Annotated in this window: 16 protein-coding genes; 8 read left to right on the top strand and 8 right to left on the bottom strand. The window is 65.6% G+C overall.

The features are described from left to right. Window positions 1-44: 44 nt before the first annotated feature. Window positions 45-1,403, bottom strand: coding sequence for an aminotransferase (locus BMI86_RS03035; protein WP_078539700.1), 1,359 nt, complete (start codon window positions 1,401-1,403; stop codon window positions 45-47). A 165-nt stretch (window positions 1,404-1,568) separates the two neighbouring features. Between BMI86_RS03035 and BMI86_RS03030 the strand changes: the two genes are divergently transcribed. Next, entirely contained in the window at window positions 1,569-2,519 is a 951-nt protein-coding gene (locus BMI86_RS03030; RefSeq protein WP_078539699.1) for a LysR family transcriptional regulator, read from the top strand. Window positions 2,520-2,523: 4 nt separating this feature from the next. On the opposite strand, the gene BMI86_RS03025 is transcribed toward BMI86_RS03030, so the two are convergent. Further along, window positions 2,524-3,177 carry a thiamine diphosphokinase gene (locus tag BMI86_RS03025; protein WP_078540413.1) on the bottom strand — a complete coding sequence of 218 codons (654 nt, stop codon included), beginning with the start codon at window positions 3,175-3,177 and terminating at the stop codon, window positions 2,524-2,526. A gap of 141 nt (window positions 3,178-3,318) precedes the next feature. Between BMI86_RS03025 and BMI86_RS03020 the strand changes: the two genes are divergently transcribed. Then, window positions 3,319-6,162 carry a hypothetical protein gene (locus tag BMI86_RS03020; protein ID WP_078539698.1) on the top strand — a complete coding sequence of 948 codons (2,844 nt, stop codon included), beginning with the start codon at window positions 3,319-3,321 and terminating at the stop codon, window positions 6,160-6,162. Between the two features lie 54 nt (window positions 6,163-6,216). On the opposite strand, the gene BMI86_RS03015 is transcribed toward BMI86_RS03020, so the two are convergent. Genes BMI86_RS03015 through BMI86_RS03005 form a run of 3 tightly spaced genes read right to left on the bottom strand, consistent with a single transcriptional unit; the run spans window position 6,217 to window position 8,977 of the window. Next, the gene (locus BMI86_RS03015; RefSeq protein WP_078539697.1) at window positions 6,217-7,395 is read right to left on the bottom strand and encodes an amidohydrolase; all 1,179 of its coding nucleotides are present in this window, start codon (window positions 7,393-7,395) and stop codon (window positions 6,217-6,219) included. Window positions 7,396-7,437: 42 nt separating this feature from the next. Beyond that, entirely contained in the window at window positions 7,438-7,677 is a 240-nt protein-coding gene (locus BMI86_RS03010; RefSeq protein ID WP_078539696.1) for a DUF2842 domain-containing protein, read from the bottom strand. A gap of 4 nt (window positions 7,678-7,681) precedes the next feature. Next, window positions 7,682-8,977, bottom strand: coding sequence for an adenylosuccinate synthase (locus tag BMI86_RS03005; RefSeq protein ID WP_078539695.1), 1,296 nt, complete (start codon window positions 8,975-8,977; stop codon window positions 7,682-7,684). Window positions 8,978-9,267: 290 nt separating this feature from the next. On the opposite strand from BMI86_RS03005, the gene secG reads away from it, so the two are divergent. From secG to BMI86_RS21165, 3 genes are all read left to right on the top strand, one after another. After that, window positions 9,268-9,720: a preprotein translocase subunit SecG gene (gene secG, locus BMI86_RS03000; protein WP_078539694.1), complete on the top strand. Its 453-nt coding sequence runs from the start codon at window positions 9,268-9,270 to the stop codon at window positions 9,718-9,720. Window positions 9,721-9,904: 184 nt separating this feature from the next. Further along, complete coding sequence (locus tag BMI86_RS02995; protein WP_078519623.1) at window positions 9,905-11,548, top strand: CTP synthase; 1,644 nt, start codon at window positions 9,905-9,907, stop codon at window positions 11,546-11,548. Window positions 11,549-11,592: 44 nt separating this feature from the next. After that, window positions 11,593-12,375 (top strand): sulfotransferase, encoded by a 783-nt coding sequence (locus BMI86_RS21165; protein ID WP_168173770.1) that lies wholly within the window; start codon window positions 11,593-11,595, stop codon window positions 12,373-12,375. A gap of 33 nt (window positions 12,376-12,408) precedes the next feature. Here the strand turns inward: BMI86_RS21165 and BMI86_RS02985 are convergent, their stop codons facing one another. From BMI86_RS02985 to BMI86_RS02975, 3 genes are read right to left on the bottom strand one after another with little or no spacing between them, the layout of a single operon-like run. Beyond that, a complete protein-coding gene (locus tag BMI86_RS02985; protein WP_078539692.1) occupies window positions 12,409-12,939 on the bottom strand; it encodes a MarR family transcriptional regulator in 531 nt (176 codons plus the stop codon). Between the two features lie 35 nt (window positions 12,940-12,974). After that, complete coding sequence (locus BMI86_RS02980; protein ID WP_078539691.1) at window positions 12,975-13,739, bottom strand: 2-dehydro-3-deoxygalactonokinase; 765 nt, start codon at window positions 13,737-13,739, stop codon at window positions 12,975-12,977. 32 nt (window positions 13,740-13,771) lie between these two features. Further along, window positions 13,772-14,728 carry a zinc ABC transporter substrate-binding protein gene (locus BMI86_RS02975; protein ID WP_078539690.1) on the bottom strand — a complete coding sequence of 319 codons (957 nt, stop codon included), beginning with the start codon at window positions 14,726-14,728 and terminating at the stop codon, window positions 13,772-13,774. A 91-nt stretch (window positions 14,729-14,819) separates the two neighbouring features. Here BMI86_RS02975 and BMI86_RS02970 point away from each other — a divergent pair, with 91 nt between their 5' ends. Genes BMI86_RS02970 through BMI86_RS02960 form a run of 3 tightly spaced genes read left to right on the top strand, consistent with a single transcriptional unit; the run spans window position 14,820 to window position 16,904 of the window. After that, complete coding sequence (locus tag BMI86_RS02970) at window positions 14,820-15,329, top strand: Fur family transcriptional regulator (RefSeq protein ID WP_078539689.1); 510 nt, start codon at window positions 14,820-14,822, stop codon at window positions 15,327-15,329. Then, on the top strand, window positions 15,326-16,126 hold the full coding sequence (locus tag BMI86_RS02965) for a metal ABC transporter ATP-binding protein (RefSeq protein WP_078539688.1): 801 nt from the start codon (window positions 15,326-15,328) through the stop codon (window positions 16,124-16,126). The genes BMI86_RS02970 and BMI86_RS02965 overlap by 4 nt, the downstream gene beginning before the upstream one ends. Continuing rightward, the gene (locus BMI86_RS02960; RefSeq protein WP_078539687.1) at window positions 16,119-16,904 is read left to right on the top strand and encodes a metal ABC transporter permease; all 786 of its coding nucleotides are present in this window, start codon (window positions 16,119-16,121) and stop codon (window positions 16,902-16,904) included. Before BMI86_RS02965 ends, BMI86_RS02960 begins: the two co-directional genes overlap by 8 nt. Window positions 16,905-16,924: the final 20 nt, after the last annotated feature.

Here is a 16,924-nt window from a genome sequence, read left to right as displayed (position 1 = left end):
GGGGTGCCTAAGACAGAACCAAGGCGATCTCGCGGTTTGGCGGGTCACCCGACCTCCGCAAACACCTTTTTCAACGCCGTTTCCAGCTTCTCGAACATCTCGTCCATCTGCGGCTCGGTCAGGATGAAGGGCGGGCAGAGCACCACCGATTGCCCGAGCGGGCGGCAGATCAGCCCCTGATCGGTGCAGGCATTGGCGATGCGTTCCGAAACCGAGAGCGACCCGTCGAAGGGCGTCTTGCTCTCGCGGTCCTTCACCGCTTCCAGCGCCCACATATAGCCCACGCCGCGCAGCTCGCCGATATTGGGGTTTTGCGCGATCTGGGCGAGGCCGGCTTCGAGCCGCGGGCTCAGGCGGCGGACATTCTCGGCCAGCCCCTCGTTCATCACCACGTCGATCGCCTTCAGCGCAATCGCGCAGCCGACAGGGTGGCCCGAGGCGGTGAAGCCATGGGGGAACTCCTCGATCGCTTCGGAAGCCGCTTGCAGGCGGTCCGACAATTCCGGCCCGAGGATCACCGCACCCATCGGGAAGAAGCCGGCAGTGAGGTTCTTCGACGAGATGATCGCGTCGGGCTGGAAGTCATAGGTCTCGCAGCCCCATGTGTTGCCGGTGCGCCCGAAGCCGCAGATCACCTCGTCGGAGATCAGCGGGATGTCGTATTTTTTGAGGATCTTCGCGACCGCCTGGAAATAGCCCTTCGGCGGCGTGATCACCCCGCCCGCGCCCATCACCGGCTCGGCGAAGAACCCCGCTATCGTGTCCGCGCCTTCCTTGATGATCGTCGCTTCCAGCTCATTCGCGAGGCGCTGGGTGAACTGCTCTTCCGTCTCGCCCGGCTGCCCTTCGCGCCAGTAATGCGGGCATGTGAGGTGCAGGAACCCCGGCAGCGGCAGACCGAAGACCGAGTTATAGGGCTTGCCCGTCATCGAAGCCGAAACCGCCGTGACACCGTGATAGGCGTTCTTGCGGGTCAGGATCTTGCGCTTCTGCGGCTTGCCTTCGGCTCCGTGCAGGAACCACAGCATCTTGACCATCGTGTCATTCGCCTCGGAGCCGGAGTTGGTGTAGAACACCTTGCCGTCCTCGAAAGGCGAGACCTCGATCAGCTTCTCGGACAGCATCACCGTCTGATCCGACATCCGACCGAAGAAGGCGTGATAACCGGGGAAGCGCGCATATTGCGCCTGCGCGGCCTCGATCAGCCCGGGGTGGTCGAACCCCGCGACCATGTTCCAGAGCCCAGAATTCGCGTCGAGATATTTCCGCCCCTCGGTGTCGAAGATGTACGGCCCCTCGCCATGGGTCACAACGACCGCGCCGCGGTCATGGATCGTGGGCAGATCGGTAAAACCGTAGAAGCTATGCGCATCGGCGCGGGCCTGCCAGCTTTGGTCTTTCATCTCGCGACTCCTCCGGGATGGGCGATGGATGAAAGCGAGGCTATCCGCGGCGCGGTCGGCGTCAATGGTCCGCGATGTCTCAGGATGCCGCATGGCTTGCGTGCCGGGGCGGGGCAGGGCAGTCTGCGCCTCAAACCTTACCGCCTCCCCATCACGGAGCCTCCCATGCCCGCCCCCAATCCCCGCATCAGCCTCTGGGCGGTCGAGGTCTTCGTGGCCACGGCGGAGGAAGGCGCGACCACCGCCGCCGCGCGCCGTCTGGGCGTCTCGGCCTCGGCGGTCAGCCAGCAGCTTGCGGGTCTGGAGGGCGCTTTGGGTGCGGAGCTTGTGGACCGCTCGGCGCGGCCTTTCGCTTTGACGGCAGCGGGGCGGGCCTTTCTGCCTCATGCCGAGGCGATGCTGGACGAATTGGCCCGCGGTCGCGCCGGGGTGGGTCAGGCCGATCCGGCTGGGCTCACGAGTTTCCGGCTGGGCATGATCGAGGATTTCGAGGCCGAGGTGACGCCGCTCCTGCTGGCAGGCATGGCCGACGAGCTCAGCACCTGCCGCTTCGAGCTGGAAACCGGGCCGAGCCACCGGCTGCTGTCGAAGCTCGAAGCGCGGGGCTTGGATGTCGCCGTCGCCGCCGAGCCGCAGGGCGCGGCGCTCGACGGGATCGAGCTGCATCCGCTTCTGACCGAGCCGTTCCTCGCCATCCATCCCGCCGATGCACCTGCGAAAAGCGATCCGCCGCTGCCGCTGATCCACTATTCCCAGCGCACGCTGATGGGCCGCCAGATCGCCGCGCATCTGGCACAGACGGGCAAGGCGCCGCCGCATCAGCTGGAGCTCGACAGTTATCCTGCGATCCTCGCACTGGTCGCGGCCGGGCGAGGTTGGACGATCCTGACGCCGTCGGCGGTGCGCCATGCACCACGTGCGGGGCTTGCGCTCTCGCCGCTCGACGGGCCGCCTCTGACCCGGCGCATCGTGCTGGCGGCACGCGACGGGATGATGGCGGATTGGCCCGCGAAAGTGGCCGCCCGGTTGCGGGCACTGCTGCAAGAACGCGTGGTCGAACCGGCTCTGGCGGAAGCGCCGTGGCTGGAGGAGACGTTGCGGGTCGAGGCAGGTTAGCGCCTCAGCCGATCCCCAGACCTGTCAGGGCGGCGGCCAATTCCTCGCGCGGCAGCATCATCAGGGCTGGCCCCTCCAGCATGATCCGCACAGGCCCCGTCGCCCGGTTCGACGTGCCGACCCGTTCGGCGGGCGTGAAGCCGATCCCGTCCAGCGGCCATTGCAGCCCTTCCGAGCGCGCCTTTACCTCGCCGAATGGAAACAAAGAGACCCGCGTGCCTTCCGTCACATCCAGCGAGAGGGACGGCGGGCAGCGGAAGATCACCTCTTCCTCGGCCAGCATCACGACCCGGTGCGGCGTGCGGATCAGGTCGGTCATCGCGGCCAGCGTGTGATCCAGCCGCATCCCGGTAAAGCCGAGCGCCAGGATGAACGGCGCCTTGATCCGTTGCAGGCATTTCGCGAAATCGGTGCTGTCCTGCTCGGCCACCGGATGCACGCGCGGGCCAAGTGTGGCGCGCGCCGCATCCGACAGGGAATCGAGATCGCCGATCACCGCTTCGGGCTCGAGACCCATCGACAAGGCCCGATCTCCACCGCCATCGGCGGCCACGAGACAGGGGGCGATTGTCAACGCTTCGTCAACATCCGCATGGTTAACTGCGCCGGCGCCGAGAAGCGAAACCCCGGTTGACGAATGGACAATACTGCTAATCATGGGCTGATTGATGACGATTGTGGCAAAGAAAGACAATCGAGACCGGTAAAAAACCTTTCAAATGCCTTCTTTCGTCCACGCGAAAGAACCAGTTGGACAGGAATGTCGACGCATTGAGGTCCAATAGAAAGCGAGTGGTCCATGGTTGGTGCGAGCAAGATCCTGACCGTATCCTACGGCACCTTTTCGTGCACCTTGGAAGGATTTGATGAGCCTTTCAACACGATGAAGGCGATTGCGGAGTATTTCCGCGATCTGGCTGCCGACGACCGGTATTTCGGTGCAGAGCCGCCCCAGCCCGATGCGGAGATGCTTCACCGTATCGCAGAGCGCGAAATTCAGCGCCGGGTCGAAGCGAAAATTCAAGAAAACGGCGTTGTTCTGCGCCAGCAAGACACGCTTCTGGGTGGCGAGGCTGCAGCGGACGAAGCGCCTGCACCCGCTCAGGAAGAGCCGTTGGTGACGTCGGAGGTGCCGCAAGAAGCCGCGCCTTCCGCCGAAGCGCCCGCGCAGCCAGAGGTCGCCGAGACGCCCGAGCCGGCAGCCGCGCCCGAACCAGTCGCAGAGCGGCCCGAGCCCGAGATTGAAACCCAGCCCGCCGAACCCGAAGCAGGCTTCGCGCAGCCGGAAACCGTCGCCGCCAAGCTGCAGCGCATCCGCGAAGCCGTGGCCCGCGCCCGCGTGGTTCAGGCCGACAGCTTCTCCGAGGAAGACGAGCCCGTTTCCGTCCCCGAGGCGCTTCTGAACCGCTTCGAGACCGAGCCGTCGAGCGAAGCCGAAGATTTCGGCTATGACCTCGACATTTCCGGCCCGCTGAGCGCCGAGGAAATCGAACCCGAAGCCTCCGAACCCACGCAGCCCGAGGCCGAGATGCCCGAGGCGGAGGTGGCAGCAGAAGCCTCGGCAGACGCCGCACTCGAGCAGATTGCGGAAGAAAACGAAGAAGTGGCGGAAGTTGCTCGCGAAGACGAAGAGGTCGTCACCGAGGAAGAGCCCGTCGCCGAAGCGGATGAGACTGAAGCCGAAGACATCGCAGCAGCCGAAGCCGTTGCCTCGGAAGAGGACGCTGTCGACGAAGCCGAAGCCGCGTTTGGCCCCACCGACGATCACATGCAGCGCCGTCAGGCAAGCCGCCGCGCGCGCCGTTCGGCCAAGCGTGCCAAGCGCATCGCAGCGCTCAAGGCCGCAGCCGAAGAACTCGGTGCGACCGAAGAGGAAACGGTTGAGCAGGCCGAGGACCAAACCGAAGAGACCTCGGCTGATACCACCGTTGAGGCCGACGCGCCGCGGATGCGCGCGCGTGTGATCAAGGTGCGCCGCCGCGAAACGATCGAAGCCGCGACTGCGGAGGTTGCTGCGGACGCTTCGGAAGAGCTTCCGGAGCAGGCCGACGACGTGGCCACGCCAGACAGTGCAGAGGATCAGGCGATCCCGGCTGCCGAGCAGATCGAGGGCGACGGCGCGCAACAGGCACCCGAAGTGGCTGCCGAAGCCGAGCAAGACGTCGAAGCCGAGGCCGAGCTGGAGGCAGAGGCCGAGGAGGACGACCTCGCCGCACGTCTGGCCGCCGAATTGAGCGAAACGACGGAGGAGGCCAGCCCTGCTCCGGTCGCGCCGCAGGCAGAGCAGCCGCAGGACGAAGGTGATCGCGACAGCCGGATGCCGGGGCGCCTCTCGCCCGAGGCCGAAGCCGATCTCATGCGCGAACTCGCCGCGCTGCAGATGGAGAACCTCTTCACCGGCGCCGAAATCGAGACGGCTGACGAAACCCCGGAAGAGGCGGTTGCGCAGGCAGATGTCTACGAAGACCTCGAGCTGCCCGATATCGACCTGTCCGATCTGGAAGACGAGTCGGTCGACGCGCCGCTGGTTCTGACGCAAGACGAGGCCGCCGCGCCCGAAGCGGAAGAGCCCGAAGCAGCCACCAAAACCGCATCGCTCGACGCGCAAAACGTTCTGGTTCTGGGCAACGCGATCATCGCCGAAGAGGCCGAAGGCGAGACGTCGGAAGACGACACCGTGGCCGAAGCTGAGGCCGAGGATGAGGATATCTCCGCCGACGTGTTCGCACCGGAATTTGACGCCGAGGCCGCAGACGAGACCGAAGCCGAGGACGCGGAGGCAGAGGCCGAAACCGTCGAGACCGCCGACGCGGAAGACATGAAAGAGGCGGAAGCCCCGACCGAGGTTGCCGCACGCGAGGCCGCGTCGCTCTCCGAAGAAGAGACCGACCGCGAAGCCGAGGTGGATCGCCTTCTGGCCGAGGCCGACAAGCAGGCCGAAGTGGTCGAAACCCGCCGCCGCTTCTCCGCGATCGCGCATCTCAAGGCCGCCGTCGCCGCCACTGTCGCGGATCGTCTGGCCAAGGGGCAGGACACCGCGAAAGGGGGCGTCGAGGACGAGGACGGGTCCGAGCCTTACCGCGCCGATTTGACCCAGGCCGTGCGTCCGCGCCGCCCGGTCAGCTCGGGCGAGACGGCATCGCGCCGTCCCGATCCGTTGCGCCCCGCGCCGCTGGTGCTGGTTTCCGAACAGCGCGTCGACGCCGATGAAGCCTCGGATGTCGAGGAGGTCGAGCAGCCGGCTGCTCAGCCCGCCGCCGCGATCCGTCCGCGCCGTGTCTCGGCAGGTCAGTTCGCCGCTGCCCAAGGCGACGAATCCGAAGCCACGCCGATGAACCCCGAGCAGGCGACCAGCTTCGCCGAATTCGCGGAAAGCCTCGGCACGCAGGGCCTCTCCGATTTGTTGGAAGCCGCCGCCGCCTATACGTCGGCCGTGGAAGGGCGCCCGCATTTCTCGCCGCCGCAGATCATGCGCAAACTGTCCGTCATGGACGATGCGGCTGACGTGCCGCGCGAAGAGCGGATGCGCGTCTTCGGCCGCCTGCTGCGTCAGGGCAAGATCACCAAGGTGAAGCGCGGCCAATACGCGATCACCGAAGCCTCGCGCTACTGGGACGAGGCGAAGATGGCCTCGGGGCAGTAAGCCCGGCGACAGATCAGAAGGGGCGGTCCTGCGGGGCCGCCCTTTCTCATTGGATCAGTACAGCCGCGCGCGCAGGCACTGGATCAGGACGCGCGCGCCGGGGCCGATCAGCGCGTCGGGGAAATCGTAATCGGGGTTGTGCAGGGCCGGGCGGTTGCCCGCGCCCAGAAGCGCCATCGCGGCGGGACCGTGATCGGCGAAACGCCCGAAATCCTCGGAGGCGCGCATCGGCAGATCGGTCTCGGTGGTCTCGATCCCCTCGGCCTGCAGCGCCGCGCGCAGAATTTCGGTCGCTTCGGGAGTATTTTCGCAATGGCGAAAGACGTCGTGATAGGTGATCTCGCGCTCCAGCCCGAGCGCATCGGCAGCCTCATGCACCATCGCCTCGGCTTTCTCCACGAGCCCCGCCATCCCCGTATCGCGCTGGGTGCGCAGGGTCGCCCACAGCTCCGCCGCGCCGGGCGCGACACCGAAGGCGGGTTCGCCGAGCCGCGCATGGGTGATCGTCACGCGCGCGAAATCGGGATCGCTCTGGTGCAGATCGTTGCCGAGCGCCGTCAGGTCGGTCAGCAGCCGGGCCAGCGCCGAGGCGGGGGAACGACCGCTTTCAGGCAGCGAGGCATGGGCGGTCCACCCCGTGAGCGTGATTTTCATACCGCGCGAGGCGCAATTCATCACCCCGTCCTGCAGCGCCGCCGCCCCGAAGGGCACGCCGGGCATATTGTGCAGCGCGAAGGAGAGATCGGGCGCGATCTCGGCAAAGCGCGGATCGGCGATCACGGCCGCAGCCCCCGCGCCGGTCTCTTCAGCGGGTTGGAACAGCAAGATCGCGCGGCCACGCACAGGTCGGTTGCGCGACAGCCAGCGCGCCACGCCCGCGAGAATCGCCATGTGGCCGTCATGGCCGCACAGATGCCCCTTGCCGGGAAAGTTCGACCGGTAAGGCGGCGTGCCGGTCTCGTGGATCGGCAGCGCGTCCAATTCGCAGCGCAGGAGAATCGTCGGGCCGGGCTCCGCTCCCTCGTAGATCGCGGCGACACCGTGGCCGCCAAGCTCGGTCAGCGTCCGGTCCGGTGCGGTCGGCAGCAGCATCGCGACGACCCGCGCGGCGGTGTCGCGTTCCTCGCCGGACAACTCGGGATCCTGATGCAGGCGGTGTCGCCACGCGGTCAGTTCCGCGATGTCGGAATTGGTCAGACTGTCGGGCGGGAGGGGGCAGGGCGCGCTTGTCATCGGGCTAATTTGCCCGTTTTTCGGCGCGCCCGCCAGAGGGTGTCACGGCTGCGACGGATCGTCGGGATCGTCCTTGCCGACGCCTTTGAAGATCGGCTTGAGCGGCGCGATCCACAGCAAGCCAAGCACGACATAGACGCCGAACTCGGCCCAGATCGGCAGCCGCCCCCAGCGCGCACCCGCCCAGTTCACCACCGTCACAGCGACGACGATATAGGCGGGCAGCCCCACGACGAGGGCCAGCAGCGAGAGGCGTCGTCGGGCCTTGTAGCTCAGCGCCATCGGATCAATCCGCGAAGGGGTCGGTCACGAGGATCGTGTCGTCGCGCTCGGGCGAGGTCGAAAGCATCGCGACCGGGCAGTCGATCAGCTCCTCGATCCGGCGGACATATTTGATCGCCGCTGCCGGAAGGTCGGCCCAGCTGCGCGCGCCTTCGGTCGATTCGGCCCAGCCTTCGATCTCTTCATAGACCGGCACGCAGCGCTTTTGCTCTTCGGCGGCGGTCGGCAGATAGTCGAGCGTCTCGCCGTCGAGCTCATAGCCGGTGCAGATCTTGATCGTCTCGAACCCGTCGAGCACGTCGAGCTTGGTCAGCGCGATGCCGTTCACGCCCGAGATCGCGCAGGTCTGGCGCACCAGCGCCGCGTCGAACCAGCCACAGCGGCGCTTGCGGCCCGTGACGGTGCCGAATTCATGGCCGCGCGTGCCGAGGCGGTTGCCGTCCTCGTCGTCCAGCTCGGTCGGGAAGGGGCCTTCGCCAACGCGGGTGGTGTAGGCTTTGACGATGCCGAGGACGAAATCGATCGCGCCCGGGCCCATACCGGTGCCCGCTGCGGCCTGACCTGCGACCACGTTCGACGAGGTCACGAAGGGGTAGGTGCCGAAATCGATATCCAGCAGCGAGCCCTGCGCGCCTTCGAACAGGATGCGCTTGCCCTGCTTGCGCTTCTCGTTGAGCACTTTCCAGACCGGGGCTGCGTATTTCAGGATCTCCGGCGCGACTTCCTTGAGCTTTGCGATCAGCGCGTCGCGGTCGATCGCCTCGATGCCGAGACCCTTGCGCAGCGGATCGTGGTGCTGCAGCGCGCGGTCGACGCGGGCTTCAAGCGTCGCGTCATCGGCAAGGTCCGCCACGCGGACCGAACGGCGACCCACCTTATCTTCATAGGCCGGGCCGATGCCGCGACCGGTGGTGCCGATCTTGGTGCCCTTCGAGGCCGCTTCCTCGCGGGCGCGGTCGAGCTCACCGTGAATCGGCAGGATCAGCGGGGTGTTTTCCGCGATCATCAGCGTCTCGGGGGTGATCTCGACGCCCTGATCGCGGATCTTCTCGATCTCTGCGAGCAGGTGGAACGGGTCGAGCACGACCCCGTTGCCGATCACCGAAAGTTTGCCGCCCCGCACCACGCCCGAAGGCAGCGCGTTGAGCTTGTAGACCTTGCCGTCGATCACGAGCGTATGGCCCGCGTTATGACCGCCCTGAAACCGCGCGATCACATCCGCGCGCTCGCTGAGCCAGTCCACGATCTTGCCTTTCCCCTCGTCACCCCATTGGGCGCCGACGACGACGACATTGGCCATTGCTCTCTCCTTGGCAGGTGTAAAACCGCGCGAGGTATAGCGGCTGAGCGCGCGGTGCGAAAGCCCGCATTTGCGAGAGGTGGTTCACTCTATTCACGTGTGACGCGCGCGCGAGGAGGCAGGCGCCTCCGGCGGGATATTTGGACCAAAACGAAGGGGAGGGCGCAGGTGGGCCGCGCGGGTGTGCCGATTTGACCCCGCGAAAGCCGAAAATCCACCTCTGCGGCCTTGCACCCTCAGTCTCATCCGCCTAGATAGGCGCGTCGCAAGAAAGAAGGCCCGACCCGTTCATGGAAAACGTCGTTCTCTCGATCCATCTGATCCTCGCACTGCTGCTGATTGGCGTGGTGCTGCTGCAACGCTCCGAAGGGGGTGGCCTCGGTATGGGGTCGTCCAACAGCTCTGGCGGCGGTGTCGGCGGGCTGATGACCGGTCGGCAGGCGGCCAATGCGCTGACTCGCGTGACCTGGGTTCTGGCCGCTGGCTTCTTCGCGACCTCGGTGACGCTGACGGTTCTGGCCGCGCAGAAAGCGGGCAGCAGCTCGGTGCTCGATAGCGCCGCGCCCGAGCAGAGTGCACCGGCAGAGACCGCGCCGGCCAATGACACGACCGGCTCGACGCCGTCGCTCGATGTGGTGATGCCGCCGCCGGCAAGCGGGTCGGATGCCTCGACCGGCGGAAACGCGGGCGAAACCACGACGGATACGCAAAGCGGTCCGGTTACGCCGCCCGCCGCCAACTAAGCCGTTACTTCAGCCTGAAAACCGGTTCGCACCCACAAAACGTTGCGGGTGCGTCCTATCCAAACTCAATAGCTTGCGGTCTGGTTGCGGGCAGGCCGCGAATCGTGTAAGCATTAAATCCCGTGATCCTGACCCTCTTTGGGGCAGGGAAACCATTCGAATTTCGCAGATCACGGGGGTCTTCATGGCACGTTATGTCTTCATTACCGGCGGCGTTGTCTCGTCGCTCGGCAAGGGTTTGGCATCCGCCGCCCTGGGGGCATTGCTGCAAGCACGCGGCTTTTCGGTTCGGCTGCGCAAGCTCGACCCGTATCTCAACGTCGATCCGGGCACGATGAGCCCGTTCGAGCATGGCGAGGTCTTCGTCACCGATGACGGGGCCGAAACCGATCTCGACCTCGGCCATTACGAACGCTTCACCGGGGTTTCGGCCCGCAAGACCGACTCGATTTCCTCCGGGCGCATCTACACCAACGTGCTCGAGAAGGAGCGCCGCGGCGAATATCTGGGCAAAACGATTCAGGTGATCCCGCACGTCACCAACGAGATCAAGGACTTCCTCGATGTCGGCGATGACGAGGTCGATTTCATGCTCTGCGAGATCGGCGGCACGGTCGGCGATATCGAAGGCCTGCCTTTCTTCGAAGCGATCCGCCAGTTCAGCCAGGACCGCCCGCGCGGCCAATGTATCTTCATGCACCTCACGCTGCTGCCTTATCTGGCGGCGTCGGGTGAGCTGAAGACCAAGCCGACACAGCACTCGGTGAAGGAACTGCGCTCGATCGGCCTGCAGCCCGACGTGCTGGTTTGCCGCTCGGAGCAGCCGATTCCGGAGAAAGAGCGCGGCAAGATCGCGCTGTTCTGCAACGTGCGCCCCGAGGCGGTGATCCCCGCCTATGATCTGAAGTCGATCTACGAGGCGCCGCTGGCGTATCACCGCATGGGCCTCGATCAGGCCGTGCTGGACGCGTTCGGCATCTCGCCCGCGCCGAAGCCCGAACTGAGCCGCTGGGAAGACGTGATGGACCGTCTCGACCATGCCGAGGGCGAAGTGCGTGTCGCGATCGTGGGCAAATATGTCCAGCTGGAGGACGCCTACAAGTCGATCGCCGAGGCGCTGACCCATGGCGGCATGGCGAACCGCGTGCGCGTGAAGGCGGAATGGATCGACGCGGAGATTTTCGAGAACGAAGACCCCGCGCCCTATCTGGAAAACTACCACGCCATCCTCGTGCCCGGCGGCTTCGGCGAGCGCGGCACGGAAGGCAAGATCCGGGCGGCCCAATTCGCGCGTGAAAAGGGCGTGCCCTATCTGGGCATCTGTCTGGGGATGCAGATGGCCGTCATCGAGGCCGCGCGGAACCTCGCGGGCGTCAGCGATGCGGGCTCGGAAGAGTTCGACCACGAGGCGGGCAAGAAACGCTTCACCCCGGTCGTCTATCACCTCAAGGAATGGGTGCAGGGCAACCACCGGGTCGAGCGCAAGGTGACCGACGACAAGGGCGGCACGATGCGTCTGGGTGCCTATTCGGCCGCGCTGAAAGAGGGCTCGAAGGTCGCCGAGGTCTACGGCTCGACCGATATCGAAGAGCGCCACCGCCACCGCTACGAGGTCGACATCAAGTATCGCGAGCCGCTGGAGAAATGCGGCATGACCTTCTCGGGCATGTCGCCCGATGGCCGCCTGCCCGAGATCGTCGAGCACAAGGACCATCCGTGGTTCATCGGCGTGCAGTTCCACCCCGAGCTGAAATCCAAGCCCTTCGCGCCGCATCCGCTGTTCGCGGGCTTCATCAAGGCCGCGCGGGATCAGAGCCGGTTGGTGTAATTGAGGCTGACTGCCTAATGACAAAGTTCTGAGGTTACAGAGTAATGGGACGAAGACAGATCCGGCGCTGGCTCCAGTATCGTAGGTACGCGAGAGATGCTTCGGGTCTGATCGGAAAGGATGAGACCGCGCTTCGTGAATATTTCTCTGGGAAGTTCCGCAAGAGATCACATTCCGATAAAGTATTCTGTATCGGTTTCAATAAAACCGGAACGACGTCGCTAGAGAGAATACTCAAGGAACTCGGGTTGAGAATGCCGCATCAGGGCCTTCAGGAGAACTTGCTGGCTCACGTTTTCTCATCAGGGCGATACGATATTCTCAAGCGGTTTGTTTCAGACTTCGATGCGTTCCAAGATGTACCTTTTTCACAAGACTCTCTTTACGTTGCGCTAGATGCGCTCTTCCCGAACAGTAAGTTCATATTAACTGTTCGGGACGCTGACGCGTGGTACGAAAGTCTAACCCGATTCCATCAAAAAGTATTTGGTTTCAAGTCTGTCGACGAAGCGGGCCCAGATTTTTGGAAGGGTATACGGAACAATTATTTCTACGAACAGAATAAGCAATTTGTGACAGTGGTTGAGAACGGAAAGCCCCGCGAGGATTGGAGTCTCTTGTATGATCGCGATTTCTGCATCTCAAAATACTTGAAGCGGAATGACGAAATCATTCGATACTTTCTTCATCGACCGAATGATTTTCTCTGTGTCGATCTAAGCAAAAGCAAAGATACACGCGAGATTTGTCAGTTTCTCGATGTCGGTGACGATAAAATCGGGCCAATTCCTCACTTGAATTCGAGCGCGGTGCCTAAGTCCCGATAATCTTCTTCTTGGTGCCGGGCTAAAAAACCGCACTCAACCCTGAGCGGCTTTTTTCTTTTTCTTCTTGGAGGTCTTGGGCGCGGGCTTTTCCGCTTTGCCACCGCCGCGCGCCGGGTCGATGTGACGGGCAAGCTCGGCGGGGTCGAGGCGGATCAGCGCCTGGATGTAGCCCGAGGCCGCGTCGAGCAGCTCGCACAGGGCCGCCGCGCGCGGATCGGCGCTGCGGGCTTCCAGTGCGGACAGGTGGTCACGCGCGGGGCCGATGACGCGGCGCTCGCGCTCGGCCAGCATCAGGCGCGCCAGTTCCCACGGCTCGGTGGGCGCCACGAAGAAATCCTTGCGCGAGCCGGGCGAGCGTGCGGCCTGCACGAGACCCGCATCGCGCAATTCCTTCAGAGCGGTCGAGACATTGGAGCGCGACAGCCCAAGCTGCGTTACCAGATCGTCGGCCGAGGGCGCTTGCGCCGCGCGCCAGATCGCGCCGAGGCAGCGGCCAGCGGGGCGGGAAAATCCGAAACGGGGGGCGAGTTCGGCGAAGGCTTCGGGCAGTTCGGTTTCACTCATGCATCCATCCTCTGCCGCCTATTTTCGCCGCTCGGTTACGCGCCGGGTCGGCGCGCGGCGGACAGCCCCGCGATCAGCGCGGCCTCCCCGTCGCCCAAAGTGACCTGCGCGCCCTGCGCTTGCAAGCCGCGGGCGCAAATTTCCGACCAGCCGGGGGCGGAGGCGGAGGACAGCGCCAGCACGGTTTGCCCGAGCCACCACGGTTTCGCTGCGGCGAGTTCCGCGCCGAGCACGGCGCCAGTGGCGCGCGGGGCGGGACGTCCGAGGCTGAGGGGCGCCAATTCGCGGGCGAGGCGTTCGGGGCGCGAGAGCGTATCGGCGAGGGCTGCGTCGAACCCGTCGCCTGCCTCCAGCGGTGCGCCAAGGGCGGCCAGCATCGCGGCGGAGCCTGCGCGCATCGCGCTGACCACTTCGCCCGCCGAGATATGCGCCCAGATCGCGCTTGCGCCGCAGATCCAGATCACGCCGTCGAATTGCGGGAGGCCGGCGAGGATGCCGGCGATCCGGGCCGCCTCGGGGGCGGTGATCTCGGTGCCGTCGCTGTCTTGGATCAGGCCGGGCAGGGCGGGATAGCTTTGCCCGCCGATTTCGGTCAGCGGCAGCGCGCCTTCTGGGCGCGGCGTGCAGGGCAGGGCGCGCGGGGCAGGGCCTGCAGCGGAGGCCGCCACGATCGCAGCGGCCCCGTCGGGCAAGAGCGGGCGCGCGGCGGGCCCGGATTTGCGGTCGCTCACCGCCCCGTCCGAGACATGGGCGGCGCGCCAGCGCCCGAATTCTTCCGTGAGTGCGATCCAATCAGCCATGGCGCATCAGATCGCACGGCGGTCTTGCGGGATCAACCCTGCGACAGGCAGGCGGTGATCGTGTCCGCCATTCCCTGCATCAGGTCGTTGTACAGGCCGGGGCCATAGGTCAGCGCGGTGCCGGACGGATCGAGCGGCTTGCCGAGCGTCACCGGCGTGCCATCGACGAGGATTTCGACCATTTTCGGGTCGTGGTTCGCTTCCGGGAAGGCGCAGACGGCATCCTTCGCCGAGGCTTCGTCGCGCAAGCTCACCAGATGGGCCGCGCCGGGGGTCGAAGCGTCGCTGGGCGAGAGCGCACCCATGATGGTTAGCCCGTAATGATCGGCCAGATAGCCGTAAGCTGCGTGATAGACGAGGAAGGGCTTGTCCGCGACGGGGGCGAATTCGGCCTTGAGCTTGGCGTCGAGCGTCTCGATCCGGGCCTGCGCGGCTTCGGCATTGGCCGCGTAGGTGTCGGCATGTTCGGGATCGGCCTTGGAGAGGTCTTCGGCGATCAGGCCGAGCCAGAGCTTCGCATTGTCGGGGTCGAGCCACGCATGGGGATCGGTCATCTGATCGACCTCGGCGTGATCGTCGTGCCCCGCCTCGGCGTGACCCTCATCCTCGTCGAGATCGGCGCTGTGGTCATGCGGGTCCTGCGCAGAGAAGCTACGCTGCGTCGTTCCGGGTGCGTGAAGCAGCTCGACCGATTGGCCCTTCACGCCGACGCCTTCGATCGCGCGTTCCAGCCACGGCGTCAGGCGCGGGCCGACCCAGAAGACGAGATCGGCATCCTGCAGATCGCGCGCTTGGCTCGGCTTCAGCTGATAGTGATGCGCGTCCGAATTCTGACCGAGCAGCACTTCGGGCTTGCCCAGATCGCCCATCACCTGCGCGACGAGCGACTGCACCGGCGGCACATCGGTGACGACGCTGGGCACCTCGGCTTGGGCGAGGGCGGGCAGTGCGGCAAGCGCGCTCACGAGAACGGGAAGGGTGGGGCGCATCGGATGTCTCCTGTCCAACTTGATCTGAGGAGCGGAACATGTATGTTATAAAATCACTCGTCAAGAAGAAATGTGATAAGGTAACGCTCTCGTGGGATCTTCGACCTCTTCCGCCAAGGCTTTCACGCCTCATGACCACAGCCGATGCGCCGGCACGACGCTGGCGCGCGCCGAGGCTGTCGCCGCCGAAAAGGGCGCGCGTCTGACCCCGGTGCGCAAGCGCGCGCTGGAAATTCTGCTGGAAGAACATCGGGCTATGGGGGCCTACGAGGTGCTCGACCGGCTCGCGGAGGATGGGTTCGGCAAGCAGCCGCCCGTGGCCTATCGCGCGCTGGAATTCCTTGTCGAGCACGGTCTTGCGCATCGCGTGCGCCGCTTGAATGCCTTCGCCGCCTGCATGAGTCCGGGCGAGGAACATGCGCCGCTCTTCCTGATCTGCCGTAACTGTGGCGAGGTCGCCGAGGCCGGGCCCGAAGAGGGGGCCGAAGAAGTGCGCCGCGCGCTGCAGGGCGCGGCCGAGCGGCTGAATTTCCATGTAGAGCGGGCGACCGTCGAGGCGCTGGGGCTGTGCCCGAACTGCGCCGCTGAGGAGGCGCAATGAGCGAGTTGATCACGGCGCAGGGCCTGAGCGTGCGTCATGGCGAGGTCGAAGTGCTTCACGGCGTCGACTTCACGATTTCCCCGGGCGAGATCGTCACCGTCGTCGGGCCCAACGGCTCGGGCAAATCGACGCTGATCCGCGCGCTGATCGGGCTGGAACGCGCCGCGCGCGGCAAGGTGAACCGTCAGGCGGGGCTGCGGATCGGTTATGTCCCGCAAAAGCTGCATGTCGATGCGAGCCTGCCGTTGACGGTGCGCCGCTTCCTGTCGCTGCCCAAGCGCGTTTCCAACGCGCGGGCCGAGGCCGCCCTGGAGCGCACCGGCGTGCCGCATCTGGGCGGGCGGCAGATTTCGCGGCTTTCGGGCGGGCAGTTTCAACGTGTGCTTCTGGCGCGCGCCTTGCTGTCCGAGCCGCAGATCCTGATCCTCGACGAGCCGACGCAGGGGCTCGACCAGCCCGGCACGGCGGGGTTCTACAAGCTGATCGAGGAGGTCCGTCAGGAAACCGGCTGCGCGGTGCTGATGGTCAGTCACGATCTGCACGTCGTGATGTCGGCCTCGGATCGGGTGATCTGCCTCAACGGCCATGTCTGCTGTCAGGGCACGCCGAAGGTGGTGGCCGAGGCACCGGAATATCGCGCGCTGTTCGGGATGGGCACGCAAGGGGCTTTCGCGCTCTATCAGCACAGCCATGATCATGGCGAACACGCGGATCACGCGACCTGCGGCCACGATCACGACCACGCCCATGACGAGGCACAAGACAGCACTCAAACCCACGGGCAGGCGCATGTTTGACGATTTTCTTTTCCGTGCGGCGCTGGCCGGGATAGGCCTGACCTTCGCGACCGGCCCCTTGGGCTCTTTCGTGGTGTGGCGGCGGATGGCCTATTTCGGCGATGCGACCGCCCATGCGGCGATCCTCGGCGTGGCGCTGAGCTTCGCCTTCGGCATCTCGGTCTATCTGGGCACGCTCGGCGTGGCGCTGGCGATGGCGCTCACGGTGGCGCGGCTGTCCGGGCGCGGCCATGCGATGGACACGCTTCTGGGCGTGCTCGCCCATTCTGCGCTCGCTTTCGGCCTCGTCGCGGCGTCGCTGCAATCGGGGCTGCGGGTCGATCTGTCGGCCTGGCTGTTCGGCGATATTCTCGCCGTGTCGCGCAGCGATCTGGCCGTGGTCTGGGGGGGCTCGGCTGTGGTCGTGGCGCTGCTGGCATGGCGCTGGCAGGGGCTGCTGACCGCAACGATCAATGACGAGCTGGCGATGTCCTCGGGGCTCGATCCGCGGCGCGAGCAGATGGCGCTAACCATCGCGCTTGCGCTGACGGTGGCCGTGGCGATCAAGATTGTCGGCGCGCTGCTGATCGCGGCGCTGCTGATCATCCCGGCGGCCACGGCGCGGCAATTCGCGCGCGGGCCGGAGGGCATGGCGGCGGGCGCGACCGGGGTGGGGATCGCCTCGGTGCTGCTGGGGCTCTGGGGGTCGTTGCAGTTCGACACTCCTGCCGGTCCGTCGATCGTGGCGGCCTCGACCGTGCTCTTCGTGCTGTCCTTGCCGCTGCGTCGCGCGCGCTAAGCCGCGCTGCCGCTTGCCAT

It is taken from the genome of Thioclava sp. DLFJ5-1 (genome assembly GCF_002020115.1).
Classification (GTDB): Bacteria; Pseudomonadota; Alphaproteobacteria; order Rhodobacterales; family Rhodobacteraceae; genus Thioclava; species Thioclava sediminum.
This window is presented reverse-complemented; position numbering and strand designations above follow the sequence as displayed.